The organism is Domibacillus indicus, from assembly GCF_023715895.1.
Taxonomy (GTDB): Bacteria; Bacillota; Bacilli; order Bacillales; family Domibacillaceae; genus Domibacillus; species Domibacillus indicus_A.
Map to the genome: position 1 here is coordinate 16,448 of NZ_JAMBOO010000026.1, position 14,523 is coordinate 30,970.

The window sequence follows — 14,523 nt, forward strand, 5'->3', positions numbered from 1 at the left end:
AAATCCTTCTTTCGTTTATTTATTTACAGACATCTTAATAAAACGTTTGTTTTATGTCAATGAAAAAAACCACCTATTTTCTAGGTGGTTTAAAAACATTTATTCCTGTTTCCACACATCTTTCAATTTCCATGCTGCGAACGAAACGAGCCTCGCTTCGCCGCCCTCGGCAAATAATTGAACCTTTGTACTTTTTTCATTCGGATAAATACGCCCGGTCATAACCGCTTCTCCGTCATTCACAAACACTTCAACCGAAGAACGATCGACAAATATATGCAGTTTCACAACAGCTGATGCTCCAATTTTTGCTTTGCGGATACCGCCGTCCCCTTCACCAGATGAATGTCGGTCAAAAATGATAGCTTGATCTGCTGCCTCAAAGCGGATCGTCGTTTTTTCCCGGCTGTCTTCTGAGCATCTTACATGCAGGCCAAGCGATGTAGCACTTCGCGCTTCAAATTCCGCTTTGATTTCCAGACGGTCTCCGGATATATGGAACAGCCGTGTCCCGGAAAGAGGCATTGGACCGGCGATCGTTTTTTCCCGGCGCAGTTTTTTCAATTCTTCTACAGGCTGCATCACAAGCCGTCCTGATTGGTTAAAGGACAGCTGGCGCGGAATCGTCAGCGCCCCTGCCCAGCCATGTGCCTGTTCCGGCATAACTGCCTCCCACATATTCATCCAGCCGAATATAATCCGCCGTCCCTGGTCATCCTCAAATGACTGTGCCGCATAAAAATCAAAGCCTTGATCAAGCTCGGTAAATTCACCGTGTGTGAATGCAGCCGTTTCGTAATCCAAATCGCCGATCAGCGTTCCGGTCTGGTAAAGGTTTTGATAGCGGTCGCCAGAAGCTTTAATGCCTTGCGGCGAAACGAGAAGCACATGCCTGCCCTCAAGCTCAAAAAAGTCAGGACATTCAAGCATAAATCCAAGCTTGCCGTCGTTTTTTACAATAGCCCCGCGGTCCTCCCACAAAAGAAGATCCGCCGACTCATACAAGTGTATACGGCCAAGCTTGTCCTTTTGACTGCCGACAACCATATACCATTTCTCTTTATACTTCCACACTTTCGGGTCACGAAAATCAGCTGCGGCTCCCCGGGGAGGAGCAGAAATAATCGGGTTTTGCGGATGCTTCTCGAAATAAATGCCATCTGTGCTCGTTGCGATACACTGGACCTCTTTTATTCCGTCTTCATCTTCTGCATGCCCGGTATAAACGAGCGTTAATATGCCATCATTGTCGACTGCACTGCCGGAAAAACAGCCGCTTCCGTCATATTCCTCATCTGGCGCAAGCGCAATCGGCAAATGCTCCTAATGAACAAGGTCACGGCTTTTCATATGTCCCCAATGGATGAAGCCTGGCTTTACATCATACGGGTGATACTGATAAAACACGTGATAGTCACCCCGCCATTGAATAAGACCGTTTGGATCGTTTATCCAGCGGGCTGGTGCCATAATATGATAACCGAGCCGGTACGGACTGTGTGCTGCCCGCTTCTCATCCTGACGAACAGCGCGATGTGCTTTTTCAATTGCTTGTTTCATTGATTCCGCCTCCTCCAAATGCCCAACAGCACTTTAAAAGTCATCTTTTATATGTATGGGAGCCGAAATATCCGCATACATCCGTTCAGCCTTTCCTGGTATATCGCCTGTCAGCTCCCTCGCAGCAAGCCATGAACTTTTAGAACGCGAAAGCGGGGTATTTTGGTTATTAACCACCCGGAAGTCATGACGAACGGCTTTTTTTCTTTTTGTAACAAACGCCAGGCGATTTTGTGTGCTTTAAAATGAAACTCCTCAACTTCCTTAAACCTTCCCTAGCCATTTTATAACGCTTACATTTCATCATTGTCGATTTTTTTCTGTATTTCACCCCAAACGGTGTGAACCTCTTCGCTTCCATAAAATTCTCTTTCTGTATTTCGCTTTCTTTCGTTTTCTCCCTCCTCTTCAATCATGTATAGTAGAAGATAGAAACGGAGTGGGATTTGATGAAAACCATTGCAGATATTGCCAAAATCGCCGGTGTCGCAAAAAGCACTGTGTCACGGTTCTTAAACGGCGGTTCGGTCAGTGAAGAAACAAAAAGGAAAATTGAACGGGTCATCAATGAAACAGGCTATACACCGAACGCTTTTGCCCAGAGCTTAAAAGCGAAACAAACAAACATGATCGGCACAATCGTTCCCCGGCTCGATTCCTACGCTACTTCCCGTACGCTGATGGGGATTGATGAACGGCTTCGCGAATTAAATTATCATATGCTTGTTTCCAATACGGGACAAGATCTCCAGCGGGAAATTGAAAACATTTATACACTCGCCAAACAAAAAGCGGCGGGCATTATTCTGCTCGCTACCCAAGTAACAGATGCGCATTTACAAGCGTTTCGCACCATCGATATCCCGGTTCTTCTTGTCGGCCAGCAGCGCGAAGAGGTATACAGCCTGATCCACGATGATGAAACAGCAGGCTACGCCATTGGTAAATACATTGCCCAGCGCGGACATAAAAAAATTGCTTTTCTTGGGGTCGGCGAATATGACGTAGCAGTCGGAGTCAAGCGAAAAAAAGGAGTTGCCCAGGCGCTGCGCGAACATGCGGAAGAAGTAGAAGCCCGCTTTTTTGAAACGACTTTTAATATGACGGACGCTGCCGAAAAAGCAGAACAGCTTTTTGATGAATTTTCGCCTTCAGCGCTTATTTGTGCCACCGACAATATTGCTTTCGGGGCCATGAAAGCAGCCTACCGAAAAAAACAGTATGTTCCAAAAGATATTTCCATTACGGGCTTTGGAGGCTATGAAGTAACCGCTATGATGCATCCTTCTTTAACAACCGTCCACATTCATTTTAAAGAAGCCGGCCAGATGGCAGCGGATCATATCACCAAGCTGATCAAAGGTGAAGAGATTCCAAAATTGACCTATTCGCGATTTGAACTTGTTTTACGAGAAAGTGTTGACATCCGTACAGATCATCTTTTATAATCAAATAGAAACCGGTTCCAATTCCGGTTTTCCTATTTACTCGCTTTTGGAACCGGTTCCTCTTTTTATTTAATGTTTTTAGGAACCGGTTCCAAATAATCTTACACGTATCGGTTATACTTTACCTACAAAGGAGGAGCTCCAATGAATTACCCTCAAATTGCACGCGAAACGCTTGAAGCGCTTGGCGGAAAGGAAAACATTGCAGCCGCTGCCCACTGTGCTACACGCCTTCGGCTCGCCCTGCATGATGAATCGATTGTCGATCAGGAAAAGCTTGACGCGATGGACAGCGTTAAAGGGACTTTTTCTACCGGCGGTCAATACCAAATTATCTTTGGCTCTGGTACCGTTAACAAGGTATATGCAGAGTTTGCCAAGCTGACTGGTACTGGCGGCATGTCAACAGCTGATGTGAAAAGCGCCGGCGCCAAGAAAATGAACCCTCTCCAGCGGTTTGTAAAAATGCTGTCTGATATTTTTGTACCGATTATTCCAGCCATCGTTGCCGGCGGTCTGTTGATGGGAATCAATAACCTGCTCACAGCGCAGGGACTGTTTGTAGATGGCAAGTCACTGATTGAAGCTTATCCAAATATGGCTGATTTAGCAGCTCTTATTAATACATTTGCCAATGCTGCCTTTGTGTTTCTCCCTATTTTAATTGGTTTTTCTGCAACCCAGCGCTTCGGCGGCAACCCTTATCTTGGCGCCACGCTCGGTATGCTGATGGTTCACCCGGATTTATTGAATGCTTACAATATTGCAGATGCTCTAGCTAAAAACGAAATTCCTGTCTGGTCTATTTTCGGATTTGAAATTGAAAAAATCGGTTACCAGGGTACGGTTCTTCCCGTTCTCGCTGCTTCCTTTATTCTGGCTAAAGTGGAACTATCCCTTCGTAAAATTGTTCCGTCGATCTTTGATAACTTACTGACGCCGCTTTTAACCATTTTCATTACAGGTATTTTAACGTTTACACTTGTAGGCCCGCTTACTCGTACAGCCGGCAACCTGCTGTCTGATGGTATGATCTGGCTTTATGATACGACCGGTTTTGTAGGAGGCGCTCTGTTTGGCCTGCTTTACGCACCTATTGTCATCACCGGTATGCATCACAGCTTTATTGCCGTTGAAACACAACTTCTTGCGGATATAGCAAAAACAGGCGGCTCCTTTATCTTCGTTGTAGCGACTATGTCAAACGTCGCTCAAGGAGCGGCTACACTTGCTGTCTTTATGAGAACAAAAAACAAAAAATTAAAAGGAACAGCTTCTGCTGCAGGTGTTTCAGCCTTGCTTGGCATTACAGAACCTGCCCTGTTCGGAGTAAATTTAAAGCTTCGCTATCCGTTTATTGGTGCGTTGATCGGTTCTTCTGTAGCAACGGCGTATGTGACATTCTTTAAAGTAAAAGCGATTGCGCTTGGCGCAGCCGGTCTTCCGGGCATCATTTCCATTCAGCATGGAGGACTTGTTCAATATGTGATTGGGATGCTTATTTCGATTGTAGTTGCTTTTGCTGTAACGATGATCCTTGGGAAACGTGATGAGAAAAAGCAGGCTGTGCAAAAAGCAGCATAACATTTAGGTGGAGAAGATTTCTCCACCTCCTTTTCATTTTAATAAGTATGAGGTGATCAGATTGCAATGGACAACAGAACAACGTTATACACGACTTGAAGACATATCTAAATCAGAGTTGGCTGCTTTAAAAAAACAGGTGGATGGTTCCCCGTGGCGGCAAACTTATCATATTCAGCCCGAAACAGGATTGTTAAATGATCCGAACGGCTTTTCTTTTTATAATGGTGAATATCATTTATTTTACCAGTGGTTCCCGCTTGGCCCTGTTCACGGCATTAAATACTGGTATCACACAAAATCAAAAGATCTCGTTCATTGGGAAAATGCCGGTATCGCGATTCGGCCAGATAGTGACCTTGACAGTCATGGTGCTTACTCTGGCAGCGGTATCGTGCACAATGACCAATTGTACTTAATATATACCGGCAATACACGTGATGAGCAATGGGTGCGGCATCCGAAGCAGAATATTGCCATTATGGACAAGCAGGGCATTATTCAAAAAAAGCAAAAACCAGTGATTCATGAAGTGCCGCCCGGCTATACCGATCATTTCCGCGATCCAAAAGTATGGAAAGAAAATGGGCTTTTTTATGCCATTATCGGTGCCCAGCGGACAAACCTGACGGGCTGCGTCGTGCTCTACAGCTCCCCGGATATGGAAACATGGACATTCGAAGGTGAAATTAAAACCGCCCTTCCCCACTTTGGTTATATGTGGGAATGCCCCGATTACTTTACGATTGATGGACAAGGTGTCCTTGTTTTTTCACCGCAGGGCATTGCGCCGGAAGGCGATTGCTATCATAATATTTATCAATCCGGCTATGTTCTCGGGAATCTTGATATTGAAACACAAAGCATAGATCATGGCGTATTCGCTGAGCTGGACCGCGGCTTTGATTTTTATGCACCGCAAACAATGGAAGCGCCGGATGGACGGCGTATTTTAGTCGGCTGGATGGGACTTCCTGAAATGTCTTATCCAACGGATTCACATGGCTGGGCGCACTGCCTGACCCTGCCCCGGGAAATCACGATTGAAAACGGGCGGCTTATGCAAAGACCAGTCCGGGAGCTTGAGCGCCTGCGCGGTGTTCAAATGGAAGCTTCAGCTGATCTTTGTGATGAGGTACAGACTTTTGACAGCTTCAACGGCACAGCTTTTGAAATGATTTGTTCGTTTGAGCTGGAGGATGCAGATTCATGCGGAATTGAAATTCGCGTAAGCGAAGAAGAAAAAACCGTTATTACGTACGACGCCCTCAAGCAAAAGGTCCATTTGGATAGAACTTATTCTGGTGCGCTTATGGATTCGCCATATGGAACTGTGCGCAGCTGCTCGTTAGCGGGGGACAAAGTGACGTTTCGTTTATTTGTGGATTCCTCTTCCCTTGAGCTCTTTGTAAACGATGGAGCCGAAGTTTTTACAAGCCGTATTTTTCCAAGCAGGGACTCGGCAGGCATCCGCTTTTTTGCAAAAGGCGGCCGCGCGTCATGCCAGGCGGTAAAATGGACGATAGGAGAGTAAAATGAGTACATTATTTTCAATTGGAGAAGTATTAATTGATTTTATCCCACAGCAAAAAGGGCTGGCTCTTAAAGATGTCGTATCCTTTGAACGCGCACCCGGCGGAGCCCCGGCCAATGTGGCCGCTGCTGTTTCAAAACTCGGCGGGCACTCCGCCATGCTGACGAAGCTTGGCTCCGATGCATTCGGTGATTTTTTATTGGAGAAGCTGGTTGAAGCAGGTGTGGAAACCAAGCACATTATCCGCACAGGTGAAGCCAATACGGCTCTTGCGTTCGTTTCCCTCCGTGAAGATGGTGAACGGGACTTTTCTTTTTACCGGAAGCCTTGTGCAGATTTGTTGATGACAGCAGACGAAGTGGACGAATCCTTGTTTCACCCCGGTGACATTCTGCACTTTTGTTCCGTTGATTTAGTTGAAAGTCCAATGAAGCATGCGCATATTAAAGCAATCGACCGGGCTAAACAGCGCGGTGCTTTTATCAGCTTTGATCCAAATGTGCGGCTTCCGCTTTGGGAGGATCCGAATGCGTGCCGCGAAACCATTTTAGCGTTCATACCAAAAGCGCATCTGATCAAAATTTCAGATGAAGAGCTTGAATTTATTACAGGTATTTCAGAGGAAAAAGCGGCTATTGCTTCCCTGTTTACAGGAGATGTAAAAGCGGTCGTGTATACACGCGGTGCAGCAGGTGCCTCACTGTTTGTAAACGGAACAGAAATCCAAGCAGACGGCTTTGCTGTACAGGTACAGGATACCACTGGTGCCGGGGATGCTTTTATTGGCGGCTTTTTATTTCAACTGCTTCAGGCCGGTGCCAATTTAGAAAACGTCTCTTCTCTTCTTGAACAGCGCGGAGAAGAAATCGTCCGTTTTGCCAATGCAGCCGGTGCCATTACGACCACCGGCAAAGGAGCCATCTCTTCCCTGCCTTCCCTGCAGCAAATAGAAAACATGCTTAATGAAGTTGATTCAGATACAAAATAAAAAGCACCGCCCGTTTGGGCGGTGCTTTTTATTTTGCGTTCATCGCATTGTAGATGGCCACTGTAAATGCCTGACGTGTTGCATTGTGTGTTCCATAAAACTTGTCGCCTTTAAAAAAGCCGGTTTTATCAATAGAAGCCATAGAAACGATGCCTTCGTATGCCCAATGGCCTGCCTTAATGTCTGTATACACAACATTTGCTGCCGCCGTTTCAGACACTTTTAAGTTAAAAGCACGCTGGATCAAAGATGCCATTTCGTTTCTTGTCATTTCTTCTTCTAAGCCGAATGTTTTTTCTCCGTAGCCATTCATAATGCCCGCTTCATGAACCGCTGCTATATCTACAGCAAACCGGTTTGTTTTCGGCACATCTGTAAAGTAGCTCATTTTTTCTGGTTTCAAACCAAGTACACGGTTGATAATGGCTGCGGCTTGTCCGCGCGTTATTTTTTCGTCCGGCGCGAACGTATCGGTTGTAAATCCGTTAATAACTCCCTGTTCCGTCAATGATTTAATCGCATTGTACGCAAGGTCTGTTTTTTCTACATCTGTAAACCATTCCGGTGCTTGTTCTTCTTTAATTACGCGTTTAGCGCCTGCATATCTCGGAGACCAGTATGAATCGCCATCTAGCGGAACAAGCGCGATGCCTTTGCTTGATGTGGCATTCAATACTTGGTTGTTGCCTGCGTATACCCCAACATGGGAGATGCCTTTTTTATATGTGTTAGCGTAAAAAACAAGATCGCCAACCTGAAGATCGCTTTTGGCTACTGCTGTGCCTGCATTGTACTGTTCACCTGTTGTGCGCGGCAAAGAAATGTCAGCAGCATGTTTATAAATATATTGAACGAAACCGGAGCAGTCGAATCCTTTTGGCGTTGTGCCGCCAAACACGTACTCTACACCCATGAACGTTTTCCCAAAAGCAACAACTGATTCACCAATGGACGCGGCTTCTGCTTTAACAGATGCCAATGGGGACACGCTAAAAAACAAGATGACCGCTAAAAATGAAAGAATTGCTTTCTTGCAACTGTTCACTATGTACCTCCTAATTTCCTATTCTTTTTTCTCTACTTAATTCCTCATAAATCTTATTCTAGCAAAAATAAACATTACGGTGTTTTACGGTAAAATTACAAATTTCGATCTTTTTGTAATAATTTATCCTTATTTTTCCTATAAAAACCCATAAAAAAAGAACTGGGGAGCAGCAGTTCTTTTAAGAAAAAACAAATGATATATACACTCCGAACAGCAAAATTAAAGTGACAATGATACCTGTCAGGAGCAAAATACTCGCTTTTTCAGGCTTGAACATCTCGTTGTCTATCGCCTTGGCTTTAATAAAATAACTGCGTGTAGAAAAAGCAAGGACCAGCAGTCCTGATAGAATAGCAGCAAACCCGACTATGTCTGCCAGGAGATCGGCACGTGTCGAATGCCGGGACAAAAAACTAAAGTGAAGGTTGCTGATTAAAAACCCGATTCCTATAATGGCAATGGCCGTTCTTGTCCATGCCAAATAAGTGCGTTCATTCGCCAAATGCTGCTGAACAAAAGCAGTGCTTTTTGTTTTTGTCATTGTGTCGATTCCCTCCTCTTCAACCGTTTAAGGCAGGCACCCATTTGTCTATACTTACATACAATACCCTGAAAAATGGGGAACATTTCTCAAATCGTGAAAGATCATTAACGAATTCCCTCATATCCTTTATAATAGAGAGGATTATGAGAAAAGGAAGGTGAGCAGCTATCGATGCGCTGCAAATTGCAAACGACTTAAAGAAGAAAGTGGATGAACAGTCTGTGTATCCACTGTTTCCATTGCATAAGCACACATATACGAAAACAGGCGGGGTAGCCGATGTTTTCGTTAAGCCTAAACATATAGACGATCTACAAACCGTTATATATTACGCAAAAGAACACGCGCTTCCACTGACGATTCTAGGAAACGGCTCAAACGTGCTTGTCCGGGATAAAGGCTTGCGCGGTATCGTCATTGCCCTTGAATACTTTGACCAAATTCATGTGGACGGCACGACGATTACGGCAGGGAGCGGGGCAAAAATCATTGATGTTTCCCGCACGGCACTCGATCATCATTTAACCGGTCTTGAGTTCGCCTGCGGCATTCCGGGTTCAGTAGGCGGGGCTCTTGTCATGAATGCCGGCGCTTATGGAGGCGAGACGTCAACAGTGCTGAGAAAAGCAACGGTTCTTTCTCATGACGGTGACTTGATCACGCTTGGAGAAGATGATTTTCACTTCGGCTACCGCAAAAGCATTTTCACAGAAAAAGACTACATTATTCTAGAAGCAGTGTTTGAATTAAAACCAGGCCGTTTTGAAGAAATTAAAGAAGCGATGGACACCTTTACTGCGCTCCGCGAATCAAAACAGCCGCTTGAATATCCGTCCTGCGGAAGTGTATTTAAGCGCCCGGCCGGTTATTTCGCCGGCAAACTGATTCAAGACAGCGGCTTGCAGGGAACCCGGATCGGCGGCGCGGAAATTTCTAAAAAACATGCCGGCTTTATTGTAAACGTGGACGGCGCTTCTTCTACGGACTATTTAAACTTGATCCGTTACGCGCAGGATCGTGTACGCGAAAAATTTGGTGTAGAACTTGAAACAGAAGTAAAAATTATCGGCGAAGATTAATCAAAAGCCGCTTCGGTCGACCGAAGCGGCTTTTTGTTCGTAAGGGGGGCTTCACTTGTTTACAAATGAAATGATTTCATCGTTTAATGAGCTTGAAACCGCCGTCTATCAATATGTATCTAAAAATGGGAGCAAAGTCATTTATATGCGTATTCGGGAGCTGGCAGCGGAAACACATGTCTCAACAGCGACCATTCTGCGTTTTTGCCGAAAAGCAGGCTGTGATGGTTTTACAGAGTTTAAAGTTCGGTTGAAGCTTTATTTAAAAGAACAGGAGCCATTTGAGCCCAAAAGCATGCACCATTCTGTCACAGATTTTTTTGAACGGTCGCTGAACGGGCCGATTGAAGATCAAATGCTCGAAGCAGCCCGCGCAATGTCCCTTTCTGACAGCATTATCTTTATTGGAATCGGCAGCTCAGGGATTTTAGCTGAGTACGGTGCCCGCTACTTTTCAAGCCTTGGCAAGCTGTCCCTTTACATAAAAGACCCGCATTATCCAATTCATACAAACTTTCTTCAAAACAGTACGACGATTGTTTTGTCTGTATCCGGTGAAAACGACTATACCATCCGTCATACCCACCAAATGCGTGAAGCGGGCAGCACCATTATCAGCATTACAAATAACAAGCATTGCACCATTGCCAAAATGTCTGATATTAACCTTTCCTACTATGTTTCAGAGGAGCGGTTTGCACACTCCAATATTACAACCCAGGTGCCTGTTGTGTATATCCTTGAATCACTCGCCCGTGAACTGTACAGGCTTTCGAATATTCAAAATTAGCCAAACCGGACTGTCAGCAGACAGTCCGGTTCCATTCACAGCCCTTCTCCGGCTGCCGGAATCATAAGCTGATATCCGGCCAAGCTGTCGCAGCTTTTCTTAACACAAGGCCGATTATTCTATTTGTTTATCCATGCTGCTTGTTATTTGACAATTCTTTTAGCGCCTATATACCGTTCCTTCCAATACGTATCGCTCATTTTCACTACTTTTACTCCTTTGGAGGTAGCGCCAATAAAAGTACCGTTTTTATAATAAATGGCAGCAAATGATACCTTTCCTTTTGTGCCGGTTGCATAAAAAACTAAATCACCGGGTTTGAGCTGGCTTCGGCTTACCGGGGTTCCGATTTTATATTGGTCAGCGCTTGTGCGCGGAATCGTCATTTTCGTTGCGGCGTTTTTATAAACATACTGTGTAAACCCGCTTGCATCGAATCCTTTTGGCGTTGTTCCTCCATACTTGTACGGACTTCCTACATACCTTTTGGCCACAGCCGCTGCTTCTTCTCCATAATTGATTGTTGCAGATGCACTTGAGGCTGAACCACACACAAAAGCTATTGCCAGAGACAAAATTGCCAGAACTGCCGCTGCCCATCTTACCCTTGATCCGTTCATAACCAATGCTTTTCCCCCTTGAAATGAAAAATGAACCACAAAAGTAAATATATGAGTGTATCCTTTTTTCATTCCAATAAAATTTAATTTGTAAAAATAAAAAGCACAGGCGAGCAAATTCGCCTGTGCTTTCCTTTCTATCTAAAAAAAACTACTTTGAAGCGTAAAAAGTGGCTGGAATCGAAGCAAAATGGCGGCGATGATAGAGCATGGGGTCTTTTTCCGCATCAATTTGAATGGTGTCTACTTCTCCAATCAAAATTGTATGATCGCCCGCCTCCACTGTTTGAACGGTTTGGCATTGAAAAACAGCAAATGCGCCTTCGATAACCGGCAAATGGTGTTCAAGTGAAAAGTTCCATTTACAAGTACTGAAACGGTCGGCTCCTTTGGTCGCAAACGTCATACAAATGTCTTTTTGATTGCCCGCTAAAATGTGCACGGCGAACGTGCCGTTTTCCGTAAACGCTGGCAGGGTTGCAGCTTTATGGTCAATCGACCATAAAATCAAAAGGGGATCAAGTGACACAGAAGCGAATGAATTCACAGTCAGACCAGCCGGTTTGCCATTTGAGTCCACCGTTGTCATTACTGTGACACCGGTCGGGTAATTGCCCATTGCATCTTTGAACAACTGCTGTTTTTGTTCGTCTGCCATTTTCCTTCCTCCTTTTAATCAAAGACCTGCTTTTATCGTATCGCGCTTTGGTTCACTTTACCACTTCAAAAACAAAAAGACCGCCTTGTTGAACAGACGGTCTTTTCTTTATCCTCTTTTTTCACATTAGGGAAGCGGCAGCTTTTACTTCCGCTGTAATGGGACCCATCCCTGCTGCCCTCTTCCTATTTTGTTTTTTTAACCAAGCAGCGCGTCCAGCGCATAGCGTCCTGGGCCTGTTAGGGCAATACCGATGGCCACAGCCAGCAGCACTAAATTGTACTCGTAGCCGTTTTGTGTGCTCCAAAAACCGTTTGGACCATGTACTTTTACAATCGCAACAACCATTGTCAAAGCAATTAATACACCAGCAAGCGGTGTGAGCAAACCGAGCGCAAACAGGGCACCGCCGACGAACTCTGAAAGCCCTGCGATCAGCGCCATCGCGTAACCAGGCTTCATGCCGATGGAGTCAAACCAGCCTCCCGTTCCTTTTAAGCCGTAGCCTCCAAATGAGCCAAATAGTTTCTGCGCGCCGTGTCCGACAAACGCAAGCCCAATGACTAAACGAATAATTAACAATCCTGCATCTAACATTCTTTCTTCCTCCTCTTTTATTATCTTGAATTCGAGATATATAGTTAAAAAAAAGTTCGATATATTCCACTAACGTTTTGGTTATTTATCTTGAATTCGAGATAATCATATCAGCTTTTTTCGAAAACGTCAATTACTTTTAGAAACTTTTTTACTTTTTCTCAAAAAGAAAACCATCCCTGTTATAAGAGATGGTTCATAACATCTTTAAGGGTCTGGCTGCTTAACTCCTGCTCCATCGCAGCCTGAGCGCGCCCAAACGTGACGTCGAGCGCCGACTGAATATTTTTTCCGACCGCACACTCCGGGTTCGGTTTTTCATGGATGGCAAACAATTCTTCTTTCGGCTCAACGGCTCGAAAAATATCCAGAAGGGTAATGTCTGCCGGATCCCTCGTCAGAGCTGCGCCTGTTTTACCGGCACGTGAGATTAAAAGACCGGCTTTGCGAAGCATGCCCATAATCCGTCGAACCACAACAGGGTTTGTATTGACACTCCCTGCCATCCATTCTGATGAAACCGTTTCACGGGGATTGGATGCAATAAGAACCATAATATGAATTGCGACTGCGAGACGGCTGTTGATCATTTTTTTCACCACCATTTGTTCTTATTTTAGTTACACTTAAAATCCTTGTCAAACAAGCGGGAAACCCTTTACCACTGCAAAACAAAGACCGCTTTTAATTTAAAAGCGGTCTTTTTCCTCGTTTTCATATCGTTCATATAACGTATCGAGTACTTCATCGACAACATCTTGAACTTCACTGGCGAAATGAACAAAAATAAACTGCATGGCTTCTGCTTCCTCCATAAACCGCTCGCCTTCGGGGCCATAGGCACTGAAAAATGGAACCGTAAAATGAACATCGATTTCTTCGCTGCCCTCTTCTTTTCCAAAGCCTTTTACCACAAAATAAATATCCAAGTCACCGACATGCTCACCTTCTCGATCTTTAAAGCTGACCGTCTGGCAATACGTTTCGTTATGTTCTTCCAGCTCAATTCGTTTCTCTTTTAAGCTGCCCTCTGCCAACACTTGAATGCCGCTTACTGAATACATCCTATCACTCCTGTTTTGTTCGTTTTTTAACCTGTATCTCCTGTTTTTCATTTACAGTAATGATCATATCCGCCATGTCGATAAACAATCCGTTTTCTACAACTCCAGGGATGAGATTCAATTCCCGCTCCAATTCTTCAGGCGACGCAATAAGACCAAAATCACAGTCAAAAATATAATGCCCATTATCGGTGATATACGGCTTTCCTTCTTTTACCCGTAATGCAGATGCCCCTCCTAAAGAACGGATTTTTTTCTCTGTCATCTTGTATCCGAATGCCTCCACCTCAACCGGAAGAGGAAACCGCCCGAGTTGTTCGACCATTTTAGAAGGATCCGCCACTACTACAAATCTCCGTGCGGAAGAGGCAATGATTTTTTCCCGCAGAAGCGCCCCTCCTCCGCCTTTGATTAAATGAAAAGCAGGATCGGCTTCGTCAGCGCCATCGATAGCCAGATCAAGCTCGTCCACTTCCTCCAGGCTGAGAAGCGGAATTCCGCATTCTTTCGCTAATTGTTCCGTTCGAATCGACGTAGCCACGCCTTGAATGGACAAACCCTGTTGAACGAGCCCGCCTATTTTCTCAATGGTAAACCGTACTGTACTGCCTGTTCCAAGACCAATGATCATGCCGTCTTCTACAAACTCCGCCGCTTTTTCACCGACGAGCTGCTTTTCCGTTGTCATCGGCCGATCAGTTCCAGACTGAATGTCCCTGTTGCGCCCGCTTCATATAAATTCGTTACCGAGGTAGAATACGTGTGAATCATAGCCGGAAACTCCATTCCTTTTTCGGGCACCTTCACTTGAAAATCATTTTCATATAAAAGAACCGTTATATCATGATACTCTTCACTTGTGACGGGAAATTGAAAGCTGATTTTCGGCACTTTTGCACCCGTCTTTTTATTTACAACCGTTTCTTCGTGAAAATTCTCCACCTGAATCGGCGTATCATTCAAGATCACTTGCTTCACCATTTTTCACTCAGCTCCTATCTTTATTGTT

Annotated in this window: 15 protein-coding genes and 1 pseudogene; 6 read left to right on the forward strand and 10 right to left on the reverse strand. The window is 44.8% G+C overall.

Annotation, left to right across the window (positions count from 1 at the left end; genetic code table 11):
- Nucleotides 1–99 precede the first annotated feature (99 nt).
- Nucleotides 100–1,560, reverse strand: a pseudogene (locus M3221_RS21455) (glycoside hydrolase family 32 protein).
- Between the two features lie 449 nt (nucleotides 1,561–2,009).
- Here M3221_RS21455 and M3221_RS21460 point away from each other — a divergent pair.
- The 4 genes from M3221_RS21460 to M3221_RS21475 all read left to right on the forward strand — a co-directional run bounded on the left by M3221_RS21460 (nucleotide 2,010) and on the right by M3221_RS21475 (nucleotide 7,114).
- A complete protein-coding gene (locus M3221_RS21460) occupies nucleotides 2,010–3,008 on the forward strand; it encodes a LacI family DNA-binding transcriptional regulator (protein WP_251273727.1) in 999 nt (332 codons plus the stop codon).
- A 144-nt stretch (nucleotides 3,009–3,152) separates the two neighbouring features.
- Entirely contained in the window at nucleotides 3,153–4,592 is a 1,440-nt protein-coding gene (locus M3221_RS21465) for a sucrose-specific PTS transporter subunit IIBC (RefSeq protein ID WP_251273728.1), read from the forward strand.
- 61 nt (nucleotides 4,593–4,653) lie between these two features.
- The gene (locus M3221_RS21470) at nucleotides 4,654–6,126 is read left to right on the forward strand and encodes a glycoside hydrolase family 32 protein (RefSeq protein ID WP_251273729.1); all 1,473 of its coding nucleotides are present in this window, start codon (nucleotides 4,654–4,656) and stop codon (nucleotides 6,124–6,126) included.
- 1 nt (nucleotide 6,127) lies between these two features.
- Complete coding sequence (locus tag M3221_RS21475) at nucleotides 6,128–7,114, forward strand: carbohydrate kinase family protein (protein ID WP_251273730.1); 987 nt, start codon at nucleotides 6,128–6,130, stop codon at nucleotides 7,112–7,114.
- 28 nt (nucleotides 7,115–7,142) lie between these two features.
- On the opposite strand, the gene M3221_RS21480 is transcribed toward M3221_RS21475, so the two are convergent.
- Nucleotides 7,143–8,159 carry a C40 family peptidase gene (locus tag M3221_RS21480; RefSeq protein WP_251273731.1) on the reverse strand — a complete coding sequence of 339 codons (1,017 nt, stop codon included), beginning with the start codon at nucleotides 8,157–8,159 and terminating at the stop codon, nucleotides 7,143–7,145.
- 181 nt (nucleotides 8,160–8,340) lie between these two features.
- Nucleotides 8,341–8,703, reverse strand: coding sequence for a YidH family protein (locus tag M3221_RS21485; RefSeq protein WP_251273732.1), 363 nt, complete (start codon nucleotides 8,701–8,703; stop codon nucleotides 8,341–8,343).
- Nucleotides 8,704–8,888: 185 nt separating this feature from the next.
- Here M3221_RS21485 and murB point away from each other — a divergent pair, with 185 nt between their 5' ends.
- Both murB and M3221_RS21495 read left to right on the forward strand, forming a co-directional pair.
- A complete protein-coding gene (gene murB / locus M3221_RS21490; RefSeq protein WP_396395227.1) occupies nucleotides 8,889–9,785 on the forward strand; it encodes a UDP-N-acetylmuramate dehydrogenase in 897 nt (298 codons plus the stop codon).
- Between the two features lie 55 nt (nucleotides 9,786–9,840).
- A complete protein-coding gene (locus M3221_RS21495) occupies nucleotides 9,841–10,575 on the forward strand; it encodes a MurR/RpiR family transcriptional regulator (RefSeq protein ID WP_251273734.1) in 735 nt (244 codons plus the stop codon).
- 143 nt (nucleotides 10,576–10,718) lie between these two features.
- Here the strand turns inward: M3221_RS21495 and M3221_RS21500 are convergent, their stop codons facing one another.
- The 7 genes from M3221_RS21500 to M3221_RS21530 all read right to left on the reverse strand — a co-directional run bounded on the left by M3221_RS21500 (nucleotide 10,719) and on the right by M3221_RS21530 (nucleotide 14,495).
- Nucleotides 10,719–11,195 carry a C40 family peptidase gene (locus M3221_RS21500; RefSeq protein WP_251273735.1) on the reverse strand — a complete coding sequence of 159 codons (477 nt, stop codon included), beginning with the start codon at nucleotides 11,193–11,195 and terminating at the stop codon, nucleotides 10,719–10,721.
- A gap of 151 nt (nucleotides 11,196–11,346) precedes the next feature.
- Entirely contained in the window at nucleotides 11,347–11,853 is a 507-nt protein-coding gene (locus tag M3221_RS21505) for a flavin reductase family protein (RefSeq protein WP_251273736.1), read from the reverse strand.
- A gap of 198 nt (nucleotides 11,854–12,051) precedes the next feature.
- On the reverse strand, nucleotides 12,052–12,450 hold the full coding sequence (locus tag M3221_RS21510; protein WP_251273737.1) for a DoxX family protein: 399 nt from the start codon (nucleotides 12,448–12,450) through the stop codon (nucleotides 12,052–12,054).
- A 182-nt stretch (nucleotides 12,451–12,632) separates the two neighbouring features.
- Complete coding sequence (locus M3221_RS21515) at nucleotides 12,633–13,040, reverse strand: Rrf2 family transcriptional regulator (protein ID WP_251273738.1); 408 nt, start codon at nucleotides 13,038–13,040, stop codon at nucleotides 12,633–12,635.
- 99 nt (nucleotides 13,041–13,139) lie between these two features.
- Entirely contained in the window at nucleotides 13,140–13,514 is a 375-nt protein-coding gene (locus M3221_RS21520; RefSeq protein WP_251273739.1) for a hypothetical protein, read from the reverse strand.
- Nucleotides 13,515–13,518: 4 nt separating this feature from the next.
- Complete coding sequence (gene rpiA / locus M3221_RS21525; protein ID WP_251273740.1) at nucleotides 13,519–14,202, reverse strand: ribose-5-phosphate isomerase RpiA; 684 nt, start codon at nucleotides 14,200–14,202, stop codon at nucleotides 13,519–13,521.
- Nucleotides 14,199–14,495 (reverse strand): DUF3219 family protein, encoded by a 297-nt coding sequence (locus M3221_RS21530; RefSeq protein WP_251273741.1) that lies wholly within the window; start codon nucleotides 14,493–14,495, stop codon nucleotides 14,199–14,201. The genes rpiA and M3221_RS21530 overlap by 4 nt, the downstream gene beginning before the upstream one ends.
- Nucleotides 14,496–14,523: the final 28 nt, after the last annotated feature.